Origin of the sequence: Brevundimonas albigilva, assembly GCF_023573565.1 — a bacterium.
In the GTDB taxonomy this organism is placed as follows: domain Bacteria; phylum Pseudomonadota; class Alphaproteobacteria; order Caulobacterales; family Caulobacteraceae; genus Brevundimonas; species Brevundimonas albigilva.
This window is the reverse complement of record NZ_CP097649.1, coordinates 783,398-805,401: the sequence shown is the minus strand read 5'-3', so window position 1 is coordinate 805,401 and position 22,004 is coordinate 783,398. Positions and strand designations below refer to the sequence as shown.

Here is a 22,004-nt window from a genome sequence, read left to right as displayed (position 1 = left end):
CATGGATGGCAAGATGCTGGCCCGGCTGGGCGCGGTGATCTTCGTATCGCTCGCGATCACGGCGACGGCCATCGAGATGACCCGGACGGAAACGCCCCCGGACAGGGCGCCCGCCCGTGCTGTCGAAGCCGCGCGCGATCCGCTCCGCGAGGACCAGCGCCGGTGCCAGCAGCTTGGCCAGGCCGCGGCCAGTGATGCGCATTGCATGCGTATCTGGGCCGAAAGCCGCGACCGCTTCCTCGGCCGCGCCCCGGCATCCGCCGCACAGCCGCCGGAAGGTCAGTGAGCCATGGGCGGCGCAGGCGTCATCGACAACTTCCTGGGGGTCTTCACCTCCTACATCAACAGCGGGTTCGGGCTGCTCGGCGGCGAGGTCGCGTTCATCGCCACGACGCTCATCGTCATCGACGTGACGCTCGCCGCCCTGTTCTGGAGCTGGGGCGCGGATGACGACATCATCGCCCGACTGGTCAAGAAAACGATGTTCGTCGGCGTCTTCGCCTATCTGATCGGCAACTGGAACAACCTCGCCAGGATCGTCTTCGACTCGTTCGCCGGGCTGGGCCTCAAAGCCTCCGGCACAGGCTTTACCGCACAGGATCTGATGCGTCCCGGCAAGGTCGCGCAAACCGGGCTCGACGCGGCGCGTCCCCTGCTCGAATCCATCTCCGACCTGATGGGCTGGGTCGCCTTCTTCGAGAACTTCATCCAGATCGCCTGCCTGCTTTTCGCCTGGGCGCTGGTGCTGCTCGCCTTCTTCATCCTGGCCATCCAGCTCTTCGTCACCCTGATCGAATTCAAACTGACGACGCTCGCCGGCTTCGTGCTCATCCCGTTCGGATTGTTCGGGAAGACCGCCTTCATGGCCGAGCGCGTGCTCGGCAATGTCGTCTCTTCGGGCATCAAGGTGCTGGTTCTCGCCGTCATCATCGGCATCGGCTCGACCCTCTTCAGCCAGTTCACCGCAGGGTTCGGCGGCGCGACGCCCACCGTCGACGACGCCATGGCGATCGTGCTTGCGGCCCTTTCGCTGCTCGGACTTGGTATCTTCGGCCCCGGAATCGCAGCCGGTCTCGTCAGCGGCGGGCCTCAGCTCGGCGCGGGAGCGGCCGTCGGCACCGGCCTTGCGGTAGGCGGCGCAGCACTCGCCGCCGGTGGCGCCACTGGCCTTGCCCTGAAAGGCGGAGCGGCTGCGATGTCCGGGGGTGCGGCCGCTGTGCGCGGTGGTGCGGCTGCCGCAGGGGGCGCCGCCTCCGCCTACAGTCTCGGCTCTCTCGGTCAGTCCGGCGTCGCGGGCGTCGCATCCGGTCTCGGCGGTGTCGCCCGCGCGGCGGGAGCGGCCACCGTGTCACCGCTGAAACGCGCGGCCTCGCGCGCTGCCGAGAGCGTCAAATCCAGCTTCTCCGCAGGCGCCAATGCCGGCTTCGGCGCAACGGGCGGTTCCTCGACCATGGATGCGATTGCCGGTTCGCAGACCGAGGGCCAGTCCGCAACCACGCCCCGCGAAGGGCCGCCCGACTGGGCCAAGCGCATGAAGCGGAGCCAGTCCCTCGGCCACGGGGCCACGCTCGCGGCCCACGCCGTCCGCTCCGGCGACAGCCATGGCGGCGGTTCATCCGTCAACCTTTCCGAAAGTGACCGCTCATGAGCCTCTTCAAGCGACCCGCTGCCCACTATGGGAAATCTCCCGAACCCCAAACGCCCTATCAAAGGGCGGCCCAGGTATGGGACGAGCGTATCGGTTCGGCCCGCGTCCAGGCCAGGAACTGGCGCATCATGGCGTTCGGTTCGCTGTTCCTGTCAGCCGGCTTCGCCGCGGCACTGGTTTGGCAGTCGGCGCGCGGGACCGTCGTGCCCTGGGTGGTCCAGGTCGATCGCCTCGGACAGGCGCAATCGGTGGCGCCGGCGACAGCTGACTATCGGCCGACCGATCCGCAGGTCGCCTGGCATCTCGCCCGCTTCATCGAGCAGGTGCGCTCGATCCCGGCCGACCCCATCATCGTGCGCCAGAACTGGCTACGCGCCTATGAATGGACGACAGACCGCGGCGCGGCGTCCCTCAATGACTATGCCCGGGCCAACGATCCCTTCACCAAGGTCGGCCGCCAGCAGATCGCGGTCGAGGTTTCCAGTGTCCTGCGCGCCTCGCCGGATTCCTTCCGCGTGGCCTGGATCGAAAAGCGCTACGAGAACGGCCAGCTCGCCGGTTCCGAACGCTGGACCGCGATCCTCACCATCGTCATCCAGACGCCGCGCGACGCCGAACGGCTGCGCGCCAACCCGCTCGGAATCTATGTCAACGCCATCTCCTGGTCGCGGGAGATGGCCCAATGAGCATGTCTATCCGCAGGTCAGCCCCGCCAGCTTTCCGCAAAGCCGCTTTGGCGATGGTGCTGCTTTCCGCAACGACGTTGGCGGGATGCGCGACATTCAAGCCTCCCGCCATCAGTTACGACAACGATGTGCCGCCCTTGCCGGCCGTACCGGCGCCCTTCGCGGAACAACCGCCACGTCCGTTGCATACGCCGCCCGCCTGGACCGTCGCGCATGGCGGAACCGCCGCAGGCACGCCGATCGGTCGGGTCGGGAACGCCAATGCCGCCGCGCGCGTCGAGCCCCGGCGCGAAGGCTACTACAATTCCATCCAGATCTACCCCTGGAGCGAAGGTGCGCTCTATCAGGTCTATGCGTCGCCCGGACAGATCACCAACATCGCGCTCGAGCCCGGTGAAAACCTGACTGGCGCGGGTCCGATCGCCGCCGGTGATACCGCCCGCTGGATCATAGGCGACACCGAGAGCGGGTCCGGGCTCGCACGCCGCGTCCATATCCTCGTCAAACCGACGCGCCCCGACATCACGACGAACCTGGTCATCACGACGGATCGGCGCATCTACATGCTCGAACTGCGGGCGAGCCAGAACCCCTATATGCCGGCGGTCGCCTGGGCCTATCCCGCGTCGCCAGCGTCGCAGCGCGCCAGCATGCCGGCAACGCCGATCATTCCTGCCGCCGCAGCGCGTCACTACCGATACGGCATCACCGGCGACACGCCCCCCTGGCGGCCAATCACGGTCTATGATGATGGCAGGCGTGTCTATGTCGAGTTTCCGCGCGGCATCGCCCAGGGCGAAATGCCGCCGATCTTCGTGCTCGGCTCCGATGGCGAGCCGCAGATCGTCAACAGCCGTGTCCACCAGAACATCCTGATCGTCGACCGCATCTTCGGCGCCGCCGAGCTGCGCCTCGGCAGTGGCGATCGCCAGCAGACAGTCAGGATCGTGCGAACCGATGGGAAGCCCGCATCATGAGCACTGAAAACGACATCGCAGAGCAGGAACATCGGTCGCCTCCTGTTGCCGATTCAGCCCCTCCCATGCGGTTGCGCGCCGAACCGCCGCGCGTAACCCGCCTGTCGCGCAAAGTTCTCGCGAGCATCGGCCTCGTCGTCAGCCTCGGCATTGGCGGCGCCCTCATCTACGCGCTCCAGACCCGCGATACCGGCAAAGCCGGCGAAGAACTCTATTCGACCGACAATCGCGCGACGGCCGATGGCCTGGCCGGCTTGCCGCGCGACTATACCGGGCCAGTCCTGGGTCCGGCGTTGCCCGGAGACCTCGGTCGGCCGATCCTCAATGCGCAAAACCGCGGCCAGCCCGTCACGCCGCCGGCGATGGCGACGCCCCAGGCCGACCCCGAGGAGCAGCGTCGATTGGCTGAACTCGAAGCCGCTCGCACCAGTCGCGTGTTCTTCCAGAGCGGCCCGGTCTCCACGCCGGCAATGCCGGCGAGCATGGGCGTCGGGCCGCTCGGAGGTCTGGCGCCGGGGCCGCAACCTGGCGCGCCGAGCGCGCAGGATCGCCAACTCGCCTTCCTGGGCGCCCCCGTTGACCGGCGCACGGTGGCGGCCGATCGCGTCATGGCGCCGGCATCACCCTATATTCTCCAGGCGGGCGCAGTCATTTCGGCCGCGCTCATAACCGGCATACGCTCCGATCTGCCGGGCCAGATCACGGCGCAGGTGACGGAGAGCATCTATGACAGCCCGACCGGCCGCATCCTGGTCATTCCCCAGGGCACACGGATCATCGGCGAATACAGCAACGATGTCGGCTACGGACAGCGCCGGGTCCTGCTCGTGTGGAGCCGCCTGATTTTCCCGAACGGTCGCTCGATCGTGCTGGAACGCCAGCCCGGCGCCGATCCGATGGGCCATGCAGGGCTGGAGGATGTCGTGGACTATCACTGGTGGGATCTCGCCAAGGCCGCCGGCCTCTCCACGCTGCTATCGGTCGGCGCGGAACTCGCCGTCGATGACGACGACCGGCTCTTGCGCGCCATCCGCAATGGCGGACAGGACACCATCAATGACGCCGGCCAGCAGATCATCCGCCGCCAGCTCCAGATCGCGCCGACCCTGACCATTCGGCCGGGCTTTCCCGTCCGTGTCGTCGTCACCCGCGATCTCATCCTCGAACCCTACGGAGGCTGACATGACGAAATTGAAGCTCGGTCCGATCATGGCGGAAAAGCCCGTCAAGGCCGCGCTGGAGCTGCCGGCCTCGCTTCACCGCGATCTCACCGCCTATGCCGAGGTGCTGGGGCGGCAGACCGGCCAGCCTGTGCGCGATCCCGTCCACCTGATCGTACCGATGCTGGAGCGCTTCATCGCCACCGATCGTGGGTTCGCCAAGGCTCGCAGGGCGAAACCCACAGGCGACGCCGGTTCATAAATCCACGCCCTGACGCCGCGCCATCGTCTTCGCCATGCTGACAAAGCGCCTCAGCGCCGGATTGTCGTTCTTCGGCGACCACACGCCGTTGAAGGGCAGAACCTCGCCGATGATCGGCCGATAGCAGATGCCCGGCACATGGGCTGCCGTCGCCGCCTCGCTCATGACCGTGAGCCCGCTGCCGATTGCAACGAGCGTCAACAGATTGTCGCGCCCGACAAACTGCGCCTGAATCTTCGGGTGATGGCCAAGATCTGCGACCCGCTGGACCAGATAGTCATGGACTTCCTGGCCCGGCGGCACATCGCTGACGATGAAGGTCTCGTGCGCCAGATCATGCCACTCCACCTCCTCTTTCGGGGCCAGGGCATGTGTTTCCGGCAGCACCACGAAAACACGTTCCGACCAGAGGTAGGTGGTCTCGCATCGAGGCCACTCCAGTGTCCCTGTCAGAAATGCGATGTCCAACCGGAACTGCCGGATCGCCGCGACATGCTCTGCGGGATTGCCGTCGGCAACCTCGACATAGACACCGGGGTGCTCCTCGGCGAAGGATCGGAGCAGTTCCTGCAGGAAGCCCGACGCCAGCGACGAGAAGATGCCGACGCGCAACTGACCTTCCGTGCCGCGCCCCACCGCGTCCACGATCTCGGCGCCTTCATTGATGTATCGAAGAACCTTTTGGGCTTTCGACAAAAGCCGCTGCCCAGCAACGGTCAGGCATACACCGCCGCTGTGACGGTGAAACAGCGCTGATCCGAGCCCATCTTCCATGTCGCGAATCCTGCGACTGATGGTGGACTCCTGCACGCCCAGCGCCGCGCCCGCCTTGCGGAAACTCCCGTGCTCGGAAGCCGCCACGAAATAGCGCAAATGTCGAAAGTTCATACTCACACCTGGAAATCGTCCGGGGAGCCCCCTTTTTCCCGACTGCTTGAAGGAGACGCTGCGAGGCTTGCCAAAGCAATGTCCCAGCGTGGCGAAAAATTCAGTTCGTCGGGAAATCGATCCCGGTCAGGCGATTTCCTACGTCACCGCCACCGGACACGCTGGGTGAGCGGCCTTCACGTTCATTGTCTTTGTACAAATCGATCACAAGCAAGGCGCCTTCTTCCGTGTTGTTAACCGGCGCGCTCGTCCCGCGACGATTCGTACCCCGCCCTCATCCTAGGGCATGGCACTGAATTTCCAATTGCCCGACGCATGACTTCCAAATATCATGTTCTATAATCCCAATCATCCAACTCCTGGATCCGCATGTACGAACGGCTTATCGAGCGTCGGGCAGACGAAGCCCTTTCGGATACCCCGGTCGTCCTGATCGTAGGGCCACGCCGGGCAGGCAAGACCACGCTCGTCCGCAAAATGGGGGAAGCCGGGCGAACATATATCACGCTTGACGATCAAACGGTTCTCGATGCCGCTCAGTCCGATCCGGCAGGCTTCATTCGTGGCCTTGACCAAGCCATCATCGACGAGATCCAGCGCGCGCCCGAACTGCTGCTGGCAATCAAGAAGACAGTGGACGAGGACTATCGTCCCGGACGCTTCCTGCTCACCGGCTCGGCCAATGTGCCCACATTGCCGCGCGTCGCCGACAGCCTGGCGGGCCGGATGGAAACAATCCGCATGTTGCCACTGGCTCAGGCCGAAATCACCGGGCGGCCGCCAACCTTCCTGGAGCGCCTGTTCGATGGGAAACTTAAAGCCGACAAGCAAGCGATCCTCGGCGACGACCTCGTCGAGTTGGTGCTGAAAGGCGGCTTCCCAGAGGCGATCAGCCGTGAAACCGAGCGACGACGACAGGATTGGGCGCGGTCCTATCTGACCTCGGTGCTGACCCGCGATCTCAGGGATATCGCCGACATCGAGAAGCTGACGGAGTTGCCGAAGTTCGTGCGGCTCGTGGCGGAGCACTCCGGCCAACTGGTCAACAACTCGCAATTCGGCTCGAGTATTGACGTCAGCCACAAGACCGCACAACGCTACATCGCGCTACTTGAACAGGTATTCCTTGTTACGACCCTCAAGCCCTGGTTCACCAATGCATTGAAGCGGATCGCCAAGACGCCGAAGATCCACTTTCTGGACTCTGGGTTGCTCGCGACGACTCGTGGCCTGAGTTTTGAGAGGGTGAAGGCGGATCGCGGCGTCTTTGGCACGCTGCTGGAAAGCTTCGTCTTTTCCGAAGTTCTGAAGCTGATGGCAGCATCTGACCTGCGGGCTACCCCTTATCACTTCCGCGACCAGCAGATGCACGAGGTCGACATCGTATTGGAGCGCGATGACGGCATGATCGTGGGCATCGAGGTGAAGGCGTCAGCCACCGTAAAATCCAGCGACTTCGCCGGACTACGCACCCTTGCCGAAGCCTGTAAGGAACGGTTCGCCTATGGCGTGGTGCTGTATGACAGTGCCGATTTCGTGCCGTTCGGCGACCGCCTGGCCGCGGCGCCCCTCTCATCTCTATGGGGCGCGGCCTAATGATTCAGAATAGAATTTTGGGTATAGCAAAAGTATCCGGGGGGATTTTCTGACAATGAAGGCGTTCGAATTCGACCATCGACTTATTGAGGCCTATGCTCGTTTCTCTCGGTCTTTTAGTGTCGTTCGATCCGATGATCTGAGGTCCGAGATTGACCGGCAATATGATGAAGGTCGCTTTTGGCCGGATGCCTTGCTGTCCATCAACCCGCGCTTCCTGCAGGGGCCGACAGCTGATGAGCTTGTCACCTCGGGCGATCTCGATGAAGCGACCGGCAAGGTATTCCGGTTTGGACCAGCGCCACTGCGCTTTCACCGCCACCAAGCCCAGGCAATCGCCAAAGCTCGGGCGGGTCAAAGCTATGTAGTTACCACCGGAACAGGGTCGGGAAAGTCACTTTGCTTTTTCGTGCCGGTGGTCGACGCGATTATTCGCGCTAGGAAAGCAGGGAAACCACGCAAAACCAGTGCGATCATCGTTTATCCAATGAACGCACTGGCCAACAGCCAGATGAATGAGATCGAGAAGTTCATCTCCCAATCCGGGCTATCAACTGAACTCAGGCCGGTGGTACGGCGTTACACCGGACAGGAAAGCCAGGAAGAACGGCAGCGGATCGCTGACAATCCGCCAGATATTCTGCTCACCAACTTCATGATGGCGGAATTACTTCTGACGCGGCAAGACAGCCTCGACACTAAGGTCATAGAGAACGCAAGCGGTCTGGAATTCATCGTTCTTGATGAGCTGCATACCTATCGTGGCCGCCAAGGCGCCGACGTGGCTATTCTCGTCCGCCGGCTTCGCAATCGCTGCACGCCAGACAAAGCACCGATCTGCATCGGAACGTCGGCCACCATGGCAAGCGAAGGGTCCGACACCAATCGTGCGCAAGCCGTAGCAGATGTTGCATCCCGTCTTTTCGGGACGGCTATTGGACCGGAGTCGGTCATCGACGAGTCGCTGGAACGCGCCACAGATGATCGACTGAAGCTGGACGATGTGCGTTCGAAACTCGCGTCCGTACTCACATCTACCCCGCCGGACGGGCTGACCGATGAGGTGCTGAAGGAGCACCCTCTCGCGGTTTGGACAGAATTGGCGATCGGCCTGGATGACGCGCAGGAGCTCAAGCGCAAGAAGCCAATTCCGTTCGGTGACGCCGTCGCGCTCCTGTCAAAGGATAGCGGCGTAGAAATCGAAACTTGCCGAAGCCATTTTGAGGCGTTTCTGACTCGTATCAGCCTGCCGGAGGCGGATCGAGGCGGCCAGGGAGCCGGCGCATTCCTGGCATTCAAGCTCCATCAGTTTATCTCGGGCGCGGGCGAGGTCTTCACCACACTGACCGAAAAACCCCGAAACGTGCTCTTCGAGGGACAACTCGAAGATCCTAGCACGCCGGGCCATCGCCTCTATCCCACTCGCTTCTGTCGGTCATGTGGGCATGAGGTTCATGTCGTCACCAGAACCGACGATGCCTTGGGCACTTTGTTTGTTCCGAGGAACATCGACGACGCTCCCCTCGATGACCAGGAGAGTGATGCCGCAGGATATCTAACCCCCACCGGCGATGGCGATCCCGACTATGCCTTCACGGGCGAAATCGAGACCTTCCCTGAAGACTGGCGGGAGGAGCGCAAGGGTGTCGAGCGACTGCGGGCGAACAGAAAGGGCCGAGTGCCGCAAATGGTGTCCGTCACCCCCGATGGTCGCCCTGCGTCAACCGGCAAAGCCTTCTGGTTCATACCTGGCAAGTTCGGTTTCTGCCCTTGCTGCCTTGATCAACCACATCCCAGCGTGCGGGAGCGCTCCAAACTCGCTGGCCTCTCGGGCGAAGGTCGAAGCTCTGCTACGACGCTTCTGGTTTCGACTGCGCTGGAATGGATGAACAACCGCAACAGCGGCGTTCCCAAAGAGAAACGCAAACTCCTCGGCTTCACAGATAACCGCCAGGACGCCGCGCTTCAGGCGGGTCATTTCAACGACTTCCTTTTCGTTAGCCTCCTGCGCGGCGCGATCTTACGCGCCGTTTTGGATGCCGGTGACGACGGCATGACCGAAGACGAATTCGGCCTGAGGGTCGTGAAGGCGCTCGGTTTCACCGCGAGCAACAAGGAGGCTCGCATCCATTGGATGTTGGATCCCGACGCAGGGGCCGTGGTTCGGGAGGACGCTCAGAGATCCCTCGCCAAGGTCCTTGCCCACAGGCTCTGGACAGACCTGCGCCGGGGATGGCGTTACACAAACCCGAGCCTCTCCGTCCTCAAGCTTATCGATGTCGCGTTCATTGGTCTCGATGAGGTCGCGGAGGATACGGAGCGCCTTGCGGCCATCCTGCCTGATATCGCCACGCTGGACGTTTCGAAGCGTAAGGAGATGCTGAAAACGATCCTCGGCGCCATGCTCGATGGTCTCGCTGTTGGAACCGAGGCGCTTGATCTGACCGTCCTCGACACCGTCGCCCAGAAATCCCGCAATCTCCTGCGCGCACCTTGGTCCATCGATGCGAAGGAGACGCCCAGAAGCCGCACGACACTGTTCCTGCAAGCTCCAGGCAAAGACCGGGTCGGGCTCCGGGAAGAGCAGACGATTGTTCGCGCGGGACATAGTTCCCGGATCGGCCGCCTCATCAATCGCAAGAGCGTCCTAGGAAACAAGCTCGGCAAGGATGACTACCTGACCGTCCTGACGGGTTTGATGGAACTTCTGGCCCGCGAAGGTCTGGTATCCCGCGTCGAAATCGAGGCCGATTTGCAAGGTTGGCGTTTATCGCCGTCAGCCGTTCGGATCATACCCGGCGAAGCCATCCAAGCCGGCACGGCCCAAGGAAATCACTACTTCCACGATCTCTACCATGACATTGCCGCCGATCTGAAAGCGGGCGGGAGCAGTTTTTGGGGTCTCGAGGGCCGTGAGCACACGGCCCAGGTATCGCAGAGGCAGCGCGAGTGGCGCGAGTGGCGCTTCAGATACGAAAAGGAAGACCGGGAGAACCTGTCCGCAAACGCTGCCGAACTCAACGCTGTAGGAGAGTCCGAACAGTTCCTGCCCGCCCTTTTCTGCTCTCCGACGATGGAGCTAGGCGTCGATATCTCAGCGCTCAATGCCGTCTATCTGCGCAACGTACCACCGACGCCGGCGAATTACGCGCAGCGAGCTGGCCGTGCCGGGCGCTCCGGACAGGCTGCCGTCATTGTGACCTATTGCGCCGCCCAATCGCCGCATGACCAGTATTTCTTCGAGCGACGCAACGAAATGGTCTCCGGCGTTGTCCGCCCGCCGGCTCTCGACATCACCAACGAAGAGCTTGTGCGTTCGCACCTTCATGCCATCTGGTTGGCCGAAGCGAAACTCGCCCTCTCGCCGGACATCCCGGAAATTCTCGACCTGACGGAGACGGGCTACCCACTGAAGCAAGAGATTCACGACATCATCGATCGGCCAACACTGGCGGCCGCGGCACACGCCCCGATGAAGCGCGTTCTCGATCAGATTCTTGCATCCGTGGATGGCCGGAAGCCGGTTTGGATGAGCGATCCCGACGATTTCGTATCTGCGGTGGCTCAACGAGCGCCGCAGGATTTCGACCTCGCCTTCGACCGCTGGCGGGAACTCTACAACTCAGCCCGAACGCAATTGATGGAGGCCAACGCGCGCTCCGAGATCACAGGCCTTTCGGGCGCGGATCGCCGGCGCATCAAAGCGGCGCAGATGCAGGCAAGCGACCAGATCACCATTCTTGAACAGGGCAAAGCCTCGAACGGCTCTGACTTCTATTCCTATCGCTATCTTGCGACGGAAGGCTTTTTGCCGGGCTACAATTTCCCGCGCCTGCCTCTCTACGCCTTTATCCCTGGAGAGGGAAAAGCTGGTTCGTTCCTCCAGCGCGCCCGCTTCCTCGCCATTTCGGAATTTGGCCCTCGCAGCCTGATTTATCACGAAGGCCGCGCCTACCGGGTCATGAAAGCGAAGCTGCCGCCAGAAGTCCGAACAGGAGACGGATCGGAACTGGCGACAAAAGACATCTTCATCTGCTCAAACTGCGGTGCCTGTCATGATGGCGAGGTCGAGCGCTGCCACGCCTGCAATGCCCCGATGGCGGGTGAGGTGCCGGTACAGCGGACGCTCCGGATCGACAATGTGGAGGCTGCCCCGGCTGAACGGATCACGGCGAACGATGAAGAACGTGTCCGGCAGGGCTTTGATATCCAGACCGTATTCTCCTGGCCGAAACGAGATGGTCGCGCGCAGATCACTGAAGCCCATTTCCGCTGTGACGATGTCTCGATCTTCAATCTGCAATACGCGAACAGTGCCGAGATCAGTCGCATAAACAAAGGACTGAAGCGGCGCGCAAATCAGACCGTCTTCGGCTTTCACATCGATCCGCGGAGCGGATACTGGGCGAAGTCAAGTGATGAAGACCCCGATGTCGATGTACCGCCCGATGTCGTGAAGCCGGTTCGGATCGTTCCCATCGTTCGCGATCACAAGAACGCGCTGCTCTTCCGTTTCAATGACCCCACAGCCTATGCGCCAGAAACCATCGCGACGGTTCAACATGCTTTCATGAGGGGCATCGAGGTCGTCTTCCAATTGGAAGAAGGCGAAATCCTCGGTGAACCGCTCCCCGCCCGCGACAATCGTCGTGCTGTCCTGGCTTACGAAGCCACAGAGGGTGGCGCAGGGGTTTTGAGCCGTCTGATCGAGGACCCTCAGGCTCTCGGGAGGGTTGCTCGCGAGGCACTGATCCTAATGCACTTCGACCGGGTCGATGACGCTATCGCCGCTGGTGATGCCAAGCTGCTCGTGAGCCACGACCAGGAGTCATGTGTCCGTGGCTGCTATCGTTGCCTGCTTTCCTATTTCAACCAACCCGATCACGAGTTGATCGACCGCACGCGCGACGAAGCCAAACAGATGCTGGTCGATCTGGCACGCGGCCAAGTGGTGCTCGCAACCGCGGATCAGGCTGTAGAGGCCGGCGAATGGGTGAATGCCTTCAAGGAGGCAGGGCTTCCCGCCCCGGATGGGTCCGCCATCAAATTCTCCGATCAGGAAATGAGTTTCGCGTGGCGCAGTTATTTCATAGCCGTGTGCATCTCCCCCCTTACGGAGACAACGCACCAGGAAGCGGAAGCCAAGGGCTGGACGCTGTTCGAGTTACCAGAAGCTGTCACTGCGGGTGTACCCGACGCGATGCGCTCGATGTTCGGGGAATGAGCTGATGACGATGAACTTTGCTCCGGGAGACTTGGTGCGAGCGCGCGGACGCGAGTGGGTTGCGCTACCGCCGCCTCGGGATGGAATACTCGCGCTCCGCCCCCTCTCAGGTGGCGGGAACGATACCGTCGTCCTCGATCCAGCGCTCGAACTCTTGCCGGTCGAGCCTGCCCGTTTCGATCTTCCGGTCGAGGCGGAGGCGACGGTTCAAGCCAAAGCGGCACTACTCGCTGATGCGATGCGCCTGACGCTTCGCCGTGGCGCAGGCCCCTTCAGGTCCGCGGCCCAACTTGCCTTTGAACCACGAACCTACCAGCTTGTTCCTCTACTGATGGCGCTTCGCATGGCGGTGCCGCGCCTTCTGATCGCCGATGACGTCGGCATCGGAAAGACGATCGAAGCTGGCCTCATCTTGCGTGAGCTGATCGACCGGGGCGAAGTAGATGCATTTTCGGTGCTTTGCCCACCGCATCTCGTCGAACAATGGCTCGGAGAACTGAAGGCCCGCTTCGGGATTGACGCTGTTCCGGTCACCTCCAGCACCGCGAGCCGGTTGGAACGGGGTCTGCCACTCGCCCAGACTCTATTTGAGGCTTATCCCTTCACGGTCGTCAGCCTCGACTACATCAAGGCTGAGAAACGACGCGAGGGTTTCGCGCGCGCCTGTCCGGACTTTGTCATCGTCGACGAAGCCCATGCCTGCGTGGGAACACATAAGGGCAAGCAGCAGCGCTTCGACCTTCTGCAGGGGCTGGCTCGAAATCCGGATCGCCGGATGATCTTTCTGACCGCAACGCCGCATTCCGGGGATGAGGAGGCTTTCGCGCGCCTCCTCTCGCTAATCGATCCGTCATACGCCTCGATGGACTTCGAGGACACGCGGTATCGTGAACGTCTAGCCCGGCATTTCGTGCAACGGCGCAGGATCGATCTCGTCACCGGAGACTGGAACGAAGAGCGCGCCTTCCCCAAACATGAAACCACCGAGTTTGCCTATCATTTGTCCGACACCCATCGAGATTTCCAGGAGGCCGTTCTCGACTATTGCTTCGGTATCGTCTCCCAGGCGGGATCAGAGCAGCGGGAACAACGTCTCGCCTTCTGGGGCACACTGGCATTGATGCGCTGCGTCGGTTCGTCGCCGGCCGCCGCTCTGAGCGCATTGCGGAACCGCATGTCGAGCGAAAGCGAACGCCTCGAACCTCAAATTTATGATGACGACGGCGACGACGAGGACGCGGTCGATCTTGAACCCGGTACGGCTTTCCATGTCGATCCGGCGCTCGTCGCACTGGTGAAGCGCACCGAGGAATTGGTCGGCAAGCCCGATCCGAAGCTGGCCGCTCTAGTCGAAACGCTGACACCAATCATCAAAAAGGGTGCAAATCCCGTCGTATTCTGCCGCTATCTGGCGACGGCCGAGCACGTCCGCGATGGTCTGCGCAAAGCCTTCCCGAAACTGACCATCGAAGCTGTGACGGGCGTTCTTACGCCGGATGAGCGCCGCGATCGTGTCGCGGACATGGCCCCTTCGGACGAGGAAAAGCCAGCCCAGCGTCTTCTCGTCGCCACCGACTGCCTGTCGGAAGGGATCAACCTGCAACAGCTCTTCGACACGGTCGTCCATTATGACCTGTCGTGGAATCCGACCCGACACCAACAGCGCGAGGGTCGGGTCGATCGTTTCGGCCAGCCGGCGGACCTTGTCCGGTCGATCATGATGTTCTCGCCCGACAGCGCAATCGACGGCGCCGTGCTTGAGGTTATCCTTCGAAAGGCCGAAGAAATCCGCAAGGCAACGGGCGTGACCGTACCGCTCCCGGAGGAGCGAGGCCCCGTGACGGACGCCCTGATGGCGTCGATGATGTTGCGGCGTCGCGGAAGTCCCCAGCTGACGCTCGACCTTCGCTTCGAGGACAGCGTGAAAGCCGTGGAAGCGCGGTGGCGTGACGCCTCCGAGAACGAGAGAAAGTCGCGCGCGCGTTTCGCACAGAATGCCATAAAACCGCAGGAAGTCGCGCCGGAATGGGAAAAGGTCCGCGCGCTCCTCGGCTCACCTGCTGATGCACGCGTTTTCGTCGAACGAGCGATGGCACGTTTCGGCATCCCTCTGGAACCCAGAAAAGCCTTGCTTCTGGCTCATGTCGACGCCCTCGATCCAGGGCTACGCGAGCGTATGGCCGAACACGATCTGAAAGGATCGGTGCGCTTGGCAACGATGGAGCCTGCCCCATCAGGCACAGCGTTGCTCACCAGAACACATCCGCTGACAGCGACGCTTGCCGAGGCGCTGGTGGAGGCGTCGCTCGATCCTGAGTCCTTGTCCGGGCTGGGCATCGGTCGTGTCGGCGCTTGGCCGACCACCGCCGTCCAGCAAGTAACCCGCCTGGCGCTGCTGCGTATCCGCTTCAAGCTGACCGTTCATGCCCGCAAGGAGCGGCTGCTTCTGGCAGAGGAAGCGGCTCTGATTGCGCTTCAGGGAACGCGGATCGTGGCGGTCGACGAAGATGCCCGCGAGCTGCTGAATGCCCCCGCGACGGCCGATCTCGCGCCTGTCGCGCGGGACCGATTCGTCGCCAAAGCCAAGGAAGAGCTGCCCAGCCTGCTCGAAGGATCGATCGCCGAGTTCGCTCGGTCGCGTGCAGAAGAGCTTGTGCAGGATCACGCTCGCCTCCGCGTCGCCTCCGGGTCTGCGTCCCGCGTCACCGTGGAGGCCGTGCTGCCACCGGATATCATCGGTCTTTTCACACTGATGCCGGGGGAGGCCTGAACCATGGCGCGCAAACCCGTCACTGATATGTCAGCATGGCCCTCGCTTACCCTTGAAGGCAACCTCATCGCGCCTGCCATGATCGCGAGCGTCGACCGCCGGCAAGCCTCCGATCAGGCCGAAGAGGATTATCGTATCCGCAAGGGACTGACGATCCGCGAGGAGATTTCAACGTCCTTCCGCGTCGGCCAATCCCATTTCGATGCCTTTGCGAAGCTCCAAAATCCCTCGGTCGAGGCGACCCGACGCTTCGTGCGAGCCTTCCTCACGGAAACCTTCGGCTTTGACGATCTCGTCCCGGTTGATAGCGCGCTATCGTTCCTCGCCGGTGGGCGTATCCCGATTGTCGTGGTGCCGCCGTCCGAGGAAAAGCTCGACCGCCGCAGTCCGACACTTTCGATCGACCGTTCGCGGTCTCCGGCTTTTGCGCTCCAAGACTATCTCAACGACACCGACGACGCGCTTTGGGGGCTGGTGACGAACGGGACCGTTCTGCGCCTCATGCGGGACAACGCTTCACTGACGCGGCCGGCATATGTCGAAGCTGATCTCGCTCAGATCTTCACGAATGAGGATGCCGCCTCCTTTGCGGTCCTCTGGTCGCTGATTCACCGGACACGGTTCGGCGCAGTTGACGCGCCGACTACAGATTGCGCGCTGGAGCGTTGGCGTGAGGCTGGCTCCCGCGAAGGCGAAGCCGCGCGCGATCGGCTGGCGACGCAGGTTGAAACCGCGCTCCGGGTACTCGGCTCGGGCTTCATCGAAGCCAATCCTGATCTCGCCACGCGCCTGAAATCAGGCGAGATTGATCTGACCGAGTGGTTCAACGAGCTGCTACGTCTCGTCTATCGCCTGATCTTCGTGATGGTGGCTGAAGATCGGACCTTGCTCCATCCAGATACGGCGACTCATGACGCACGCAAGCTCTACCGCGAGGGCTACAGCCTCGCGGCGCTGCGGGCTTCATGCATCCGCGCGGCCACCTGGGACAGGCACCACGACCGCTACGAGGGCGTAAAGGTCGTCTTCCGCGCGCTTGCCCAAGGGCAGGACGCGCTCGGCTTGCCGGCGCTCGGTGGCCTTTTCAGTGCCGACAAGCTGCCGCATCTAGAAACGGCGCGTCTGCGCAACCGCGCTTTCATGGAGGCGCTCTACCGTCTCTCCTGGCTTTCAGACAAAACTGGCGTGGTGCCAGTGAACTGGCGCGCGATGGAGACCGAGGAGTTTGGCTCGGTCTATGAATCCTTGCTCGAACTCCAGCCGCAGCTTGGCGAGGACGGCAAGACCTTGCACTTCGCCTCGGAGGCGGTGGAGCAGAAGGGCAACCAGCGCAAGATCACCGGCTCCTATTATACGCCAGACAGTCTGGTGCAGCTTCTGCTCGACACCACGCTCGATCCAGTGCTTGATGAACGGGAGGCTCAGGCCGTCGATCCCGCCGCAGCACTGCTGGAACTCACCGTCATCGATCCCGCCTGCGGATCGGGCCATTTCCTGCTAGCAGCCGCCCGGCGCATCGCCACCCGTGTTGCTCGACATCGCACGGGCGGCGTCCCGTCCGCTTCGGATTTTCGTCATGCGCTACGCGACGTCGCCTGCCGCTGCCTCTACGGCGTGGATCGCAATCCGATGGCGGTCGAGCTGACCAAAGTCGCGCTGTGGATTGAAGCGCTGGAACCGGGTAGGCCGCTCGCCTTCTTCGACGCGCAAATCCGATGTGGCGACAGCCTGATCGGCGTGTTCGACCGTTCCATGCTGCGCGAAGGGTTGCCGGACGAAGCCTACAAGCCGCTCACCGGCGACGACAAGGAGCTCTCCCGCCACTACGCCCGCCTTAACAAGGAGCAACGCGAGCGAGCAAAGAGACACCCACAGTTGTTCAAGAACTGGTCGCCGCCTGAAATCCTTGCCGACCGGGATCACAAGCTGAAGGCGATGGACCAGGATGACCTAGCAAGCGTCGAGGCGAAAGCGAGCGACTTCCAAGCTATACGCTCGTCGGCAGCGTGGCAGAACCTGAAGACGGCCAGCGATCTTTATGTCTCAGCCAATTTTTACATGGCGACGTTCTTCACCGCGAAAGCAGGCGATACAGCAGGCACCGATGCCATGCCGCTCACCGAGCATGTGTGGCAGGCGGCAGGTGGCCAGACGCCGGTCGAACATTTGAACCGAGGCGCCGCGCTGACCTCCGAGAAAGTCAGCGCCTTCCATTGGTTTATCGAGTTTCCGGAAATCATGGAGCGCGATGGAGGTTTCGATGCCGTCATCGGCAATCCGCCATGGGAGCGCATCAAGCTTCAGGAGCAAGAGTTTTTCGCCGTGCGCTCGCCGATGATCGCCGCCGCCCCCAACAAGGCGGAGCGGCAGAAGTTGATCGACGCACTGGAAGCGGCCGATCCAGACAACGCAGACGGTCGTTTGTGGCGGGAATTTGTCTTCGCCAAGCGAACGGCAGAAGCAGCGAGTGAATTTGCTCGTTCGTCAGGCCGCTATCCGCTTACCGGGCGCGGGGACGTCAACACCTATGCGCTGTTCGCTGAACTGTTTTCGCGGCTTGCAAAACGCACCGGTCGCGCAGGCGTCATCGTACCGACAGGGATAGCAACCGATTCCTCTACATCTGAATTCTTCAGCCACCTTGTTCAAAGTCGAAAGCTGCAATCTCTGTATAGTTTTTATGAAGTCAGGGGATGGTTCAAGGCGACGGATGACAGAAAATCATTTTGCATTATTTGTATAGGTGGTCAGACCGAAGCGGCTAGTTTTTGCTTCGACATAAAAGATATCAGTGAAATATCCCACCCAGAACGGATTTTCTATCTTACAGAAGACGAAATATCTTGCATTAATCCCAATACGAAGACGTCGCCGATCTTTCGTACTCGGGCCGATGCGGAGTTGTCGGCGAAGCTCTACGCCCGTGCGCCCGTGCTGATCCAGGAACGGCCGCAGGAGGAAGGCGGAGACATCAATCCGTGGGGCATCACGTTCCAGACGATGTTTCATATGTCAGGCGACTCCGGCTTTTTCCGCACGCCGACGCAGTTGGATGCTGATGGCTGGCAGCGTGATGGTATAGACTGGGTTCGAGAGACGGCCACTAGCGTCGAACGCCGTGTGCCGCTCTACGAAGCCAAGATGATCCATCATTTCGATCATCGTTGGGCGACTTACGGCACCAGTGCGAGCGACTATGAGGACGGCGCCCGCGACTGCACCCTTTCTGAAAAGCAGAATCCAAATTTTGAGCCGTCACCGCGTTACTGGGTGCCTAAGGACGAGGTTATTTTGCGTGCTGCTCGCGTGCCAGCAGCATTAAAGAGCGCCGTCAGGCAAGGACGTGGCGAAGGCAGCAAGGGTCGGCGCAACGCCGGCACCGATGCGCTGGAAATCGGTCGAGCCACCGCACTCAAAGCGTTCGTCACCTGGCTGACTGGAGCTTACCCTGACATAGAAGGACGATCGGCTCGAGAAGCCGACATCTTCCGTCTGCTCGGCCGTGGACAGGACTGGCGGGGCGCGTTGAAGGCATCGCCCGAACGCTTCTCGCTCGACCCCAAGACACTTGCCATCGGTGTCGAGATGCAGCGTGAAACACCGCTGACGGCAGATGATCTCGCTCTCATCGCCGATGGACCGAAGGATGCGCTCGCGCTTGCCGAGATATTGATCGCGGTCAAGCAGCCGCGTTGGCTCATGGGATGGCGCGATATAGCACTCCGAAGTGTCGAACGGACCGTGATCGCAGATGTATTCCCGAAAGTTGGCGTTGGGCACACCATGCCCATCTTCTATTTGAATGGGAACGCTGAGCTTGCGGCGGCGCATTTGGCAATGTGGTTGTCCCTGACATTCGATTTCATTGCTCGACTTTCCATCGGCGGGACGCACCTGACTTATAGCTATTTGAAACAGTTTGCAGCGCTACCTCCCTCCACCTTCTCTAAGAACGACCTCAATTTTATCCGCCCTCGCGTGCTGGAGTTGACTTACACCAGCCATGCCATGAAGTCTTGGGCAGAGGATCTGGGATACTCCGGTAAGCCTTTCGCGTGGGACGACGACCGCCGCGCCCAATTGCGCGCCGAACTGGATGTCTTCTTTGCCCGGAAATACGGCCTGACCGATGAAGAACTGCGCTATGTGCTCGACCCCGCCAAGGTCAAAGGCGTGAACTACCCCTCGGAAACCTTCCGCGTCCTGAAGGAAAAAGAAATCCGCCTCCACGGCGAATACCGCACAGAGCGCCTGGTGCTCGATGCCTGGAAGCGGACGGAAGCCGACGTAGCACCAGCCTCGCTCCCCGCTTCGGTCACGCCACCGTCTCCCGCAGACCTTCCAGATGGTGCGTGGGCTTGGCCGGCCAGCATTCAACCGCGTGACCGGTTCCGCTACGCGGCGCAATATGCGCTTTGGCAGATAGACCCGGCGACGGATGGTTCACAAATCCGGTTCGTCATCGCCAGCCTCGCGGAACCGGCACTACTCACGCCTTTGCTTGCCGCTGGCGACCGGGATCAATGGGTCAGGCTCGTCGGTGCCGAGGCGCAGCCTCCTCAGGGCTCCGTTCGTCTGCGCCCTGATCTCAATGCGGCGTGGCGTTCCATGTTCGAGACGCTGATTGCATCTGGCCAATTAGCAGAAAATTCCGACGGCGCTTTGGCACAGGGAGTGCATTTCAGCACGGCAGGATTGGAAGCCAATTCCATCCATGATCAGCGAACTGCCTTTGCAATGCGTGCAGTGCGCGGCATGGAAATCGGCAAGCTCACCGCGGCCGTTGCACAGGAAGACAATGTGATCTGGGCGAGGTTCGGCCATGGCTAGTCAGGCTGACCTTTTCGCTCCAGCGATGAAACCGCCGAAGGCGCCGGAAGGACGGGCTGAGCCTCGGCTTTGGATTCGTCGTCTGGCAATTTTCAAGGATCGCGAGACCATCATCCGCGATGTGTCGTTGAAACCCGGCCTCAACATCATCTGGACGCCGGACATGTCAAGCACCAGTCGCCGAGCCCTCGCGCATGGCAGCGGCAAGACCACCTTCTGTCGCCTGCTTCGGGCCTGTCTCGGCGAACCGAGCTATGCAACCGACGCCCAACGGTTGCGCCTCATGACGCGACTTCCCAATGGTCTGTTCGCGGCAGAGATCCTGATCGACGGCGTATGCTGGGTTGCCGCCCGCCCGCTGGGGCTGCCGGGCGGCGAATTTGTCGTTCAGGCTGACACCATCGAAGACGCAATCGCGCGCGGACGTAGCGATGGCGATCAAGGAACTATCGATACTGTCATCATCGACACGTTCTTCCCGACGTTAACGGGAGCGACGCCGCCGGAGATCGGCCGCGAACAGGTCTGGGATGTGCTTCGGAGCTGGCTGACGCGCGACCAGGAATGCCGTCTCGCCGACATCCTCGCCTGGCGCTCGTCACAGACCCAGACCCGTTCCCGCGCACAGGTTCTGGGCGAAACCGCAAAGTTGACCATGGTTCGCCTTGCCTTGCGCGCCCTCGATGCAGAAGAGCGTGCGGCCGCTGCTCGTGAGCGGGAGCTGGTGGCCACGGTCGAGGACGAGCGCCGCCGCCATGCCTATCAACAACAACGATATGCTGACGGCTTAAAGGCGGTAAGGCTGGCATTGGGAGCCAGCGATGAGGTCGGGTTCGAGGACACGATCGACCAAAAGGGGTTGGTTTCGTTGGCAGAGGCCGCGCTGGCCGAAGCCATGCGGACGGCCGTCCCGAAGCCTCCCGATGTTGGAGCCATCTTTGCTCGCCAAAAGGCCCTCAATGCCGAGCGGGAAACGCTAACGACGAAACAGCAGCAGTTGGACAACGATGCGCGTTTCAAGCGAGGCGAGGCCGAACGCTACCGCTCCGAAGCCAACCTGGGTGAGATCGACATCACGCAAGGCCGGATCAGGGTGTGCCCCGTGTGCCGGGTCAGCATCGACGAGATCAAGGCGAACGGATGCGGCATTTCGCTCGAACCATGTGATCTGGCGACACTGAAGTCAGCCATAGCAGACAAGCAAAGGAAGGCCGCCGATCTGGATGCTGAAGCCGGCGGTGCGGAGCAGGAGAGCAAGCTCGTTGGGGCACAGATTCAGCAATTGGAGCCGAAGCGGCTCGCGCTGGAGTCTGAGGTCAAAACTGCAGATGACGCCACCCGCGCCACGCACGCCGTGACGAAGGAGATTCAGGACAGAATCTATCGTGCGAGACGCACGCTCGACGATGTGCGATCGCTCCGCGAGAGCGCGAAGAATGAAAAACCTGCTCCTTCTGGAACTGCGGCTTTGGATGCCGTTCGCGTGCAGTTGGATGCCGGGCGCACGCGGGCGCGTGTCGCTATCAGGACGTTGGAGGAGCGGTATCAAGGCGTCATGGCTGCCTGGCTACCCGAGGGAATTACCAGCGCCATCAAGCTGGATGGCCACGGCCTGAAAGTCGATGCTGAGTTCGCGGGACGAGGCGAGGTATCCACCGCAGCTCTGGACTCGCTCAAGATCGTCGCCTTCGACCTCGCGGCACTGCATATGGCCATTGAGGAACAGGCCGATCTGCCGGCCTTCCTTATCCACGACAGCCCGCGCGAAGCCGACCTGGATGGGCAGCTCTATGCCGGCCTGTTCAACCTCGTACATCAGTGGGAGGAAGCAGGAACTCCATGTTTTCAGTACATCGTAACGACGACCACCGCCCCGCCGTCTGAATTGCAGGACGAACGCTACGTCCGGCTTCAGATGAGTTCGACTCCGGCAGAAATGCGGTTGTTTGCGATGGATATTTGA

Annotated in this window: 12 protein-coding genes; 11 read left to right on the top strand and 1 reads right to left on the bottom strand. The window is 61.7% G+C overall.

Annotated features, from left to right (window positions below; genetic code table 11):
- Nucleotide 1: 1 nt before the first annotated feature.
- The 6 genes from trbK-alt to M8231_RS03935 are packed head-to-tail and all read left to right on the top strand — an operon-like array spanning nucleotide 2 to nucleotide 4,733.
- Nucleotides 2-286 (top strand): putative entry exclusion protein TrbK-alt, encoded by a 285-nt coding sequence (gene trbK-alt / locus M8231_RS03960; RefSeq protein ID WP_250202298.1) that lies wholly within the window; start codon nucleotides 2-4, stop codon nucleotides 284-286.
- Nucleotides 287-289: 3 nt separating this feature from the next.
- Complete coding sequence (trbL, locus tag M8231_RS03955) at nucleotides 290-1,648, top strand: P-type conjugative transfer protein TrbL (RefSeq protein ID WP_250202297.1); 1,359 nt, start codon at nucleotides 290-292, stop codon at nucleotides 1,646-1,648.
- Nucleotides 1,645-2,334, top strand: a complete 690-nt coding sequence (gene trbF / locus M8231_RS03950; protein ID WP_250202296.1) for a conjugal transfer protein TrbF — start codon at nucleotides 1,645-1,647, stop codon at nucleotides 2,332-2,334. The genes trbL and trbF overlap by 4 nt, the downstream gene beginning before the upstream one ends.
- Complete coding sequence (gene trbG / locus M8231_RS03945; protein WP_250202295.1) at nucleotides 2,331-3,311, top strand: P-type conjugative transfer protein TrbG; 981 nt, start codon at nucleotides 2,331-2,333, stop codon at nucleotides 3,309-3,311. Before trbF ends, trbG begins: the two co-directional genes overlap by 4 nt.
- On the top strand, nucleotides 3,308-4,492 hold the full coding sequence (locus M8231_RS03940) for a TraB/TrbI/VirB10 family type IV secretion system protein (protein WP_250202294.1): 1,185 nt from the start codon (nucleotides 3,308-3,310) through the stop codon (nucleotides 4,490-4,492). Before trbG ends, M8231_RS03940 begins: the two co-directional genes overlap by 4 nt.
- 1 nt (nucleotide 4,493) lies before the next feature.
- Complete coding sequence (locus tag M8231_RS03935) at nucleotides 4,494-4,733, top strand: DUF2274 domain-containing protein (RefSeq protein WP_250202293.1); 240 nt, start codon at nucleotides 4,494-4,496, stop codon at nucleotides 4,731-4,733.
- Here the strand turns inward: M8231_RS03935 and M8231_RS03930 are convergent.
- A complete protein-coding gene (locus M8231_RS03930) occupies nucleotides 4,728-5,621 on the bottom strand; it encodes a LysR family transcriptional regulator (RefSeq protein ID WP_250202292.1) in 894 nt (297 codons plus the stop codon). The genes M8231_RS03935 and M8231_RS03930 overlap by 6 nt on opposite strands.
- Before the next feature lie 369 nt (nucleotides 5,622-5,990).
- On the opposite strand from M8231_RS03930, the gene M8231_RS03925 reads away from it, so the two are divergent.
- From M8231_RS03925 to M8231_RS03905, 5 genes are read left to right on the top strand one after another with little or no spacing between them, the layout of a single operon-like run.
- Nucleotides 5,991-7,217, top strand: a complete 1,227-nt coding sequence (locus tag M8231_RS03925; protein ID WP_250202291.1) for an ATP-binding protein — start codon at nucleotides 5,991-5,993, stop codon at nucleotides 7,215-7,217.
- Nucleotides 7,218-7,272: 55 nt separating this feature from the next.
- Nucleotides 7,273-12,441 carry a DEAD/DEAH box helicase gene (locus tag M8231_RS03920; RefSeq protein ID WP_250202290.1) on the top strand — a complete coding sequence of 1,723 codons (5,169 nt, stop codon included), beginning with the start codon at nucleotides 7,273-7,275 and terminating at the stop codon, nucleotides 12,439-12,441.
- Between the two features lie 4 nt (nucleotides 12,442-12,445).
- Nucleotides 12,446-15,211, top strand: a complete 2,766-nt coding sequence (locus tag M8231_RS03915) for a DEAD/DEAH box helicase (protein ID WP_250202289.1) — start codon at nucleotides 12,446-12,448, stop codon at nucleotides 15,209-15,211.
- A gap of 3 nt (nucleotides 15,212-15,214) precedes the next feature.
- A complete protein-coding gene (locus tag M8231_RS03910) occupies nucleotides 15,215-20,041 on the top strand; it encodes an Eco57I restriction-modification methylase domain-containing protein (protein ID WP_250202288.1) in 4,827 nt (1,608 codons plus the stop codon).
- The gene (locus M8231_RS03905; RefSeq protein ID WP_250202287.1) at nucleotides 20,034-22,004 is read left to right on the top strand and encodes a DUF2326 domain-containing protein; all 1,971 of its coding nucleotides are present in this window, start codon (nucleotides 20,034-20,036) and stop codon (nucleotides 22,002-22,004) included. The genes M8231_RS03910 and M8231_RS03905 overlap by 8 nt, the downstream gene beginning before the upstream one ends.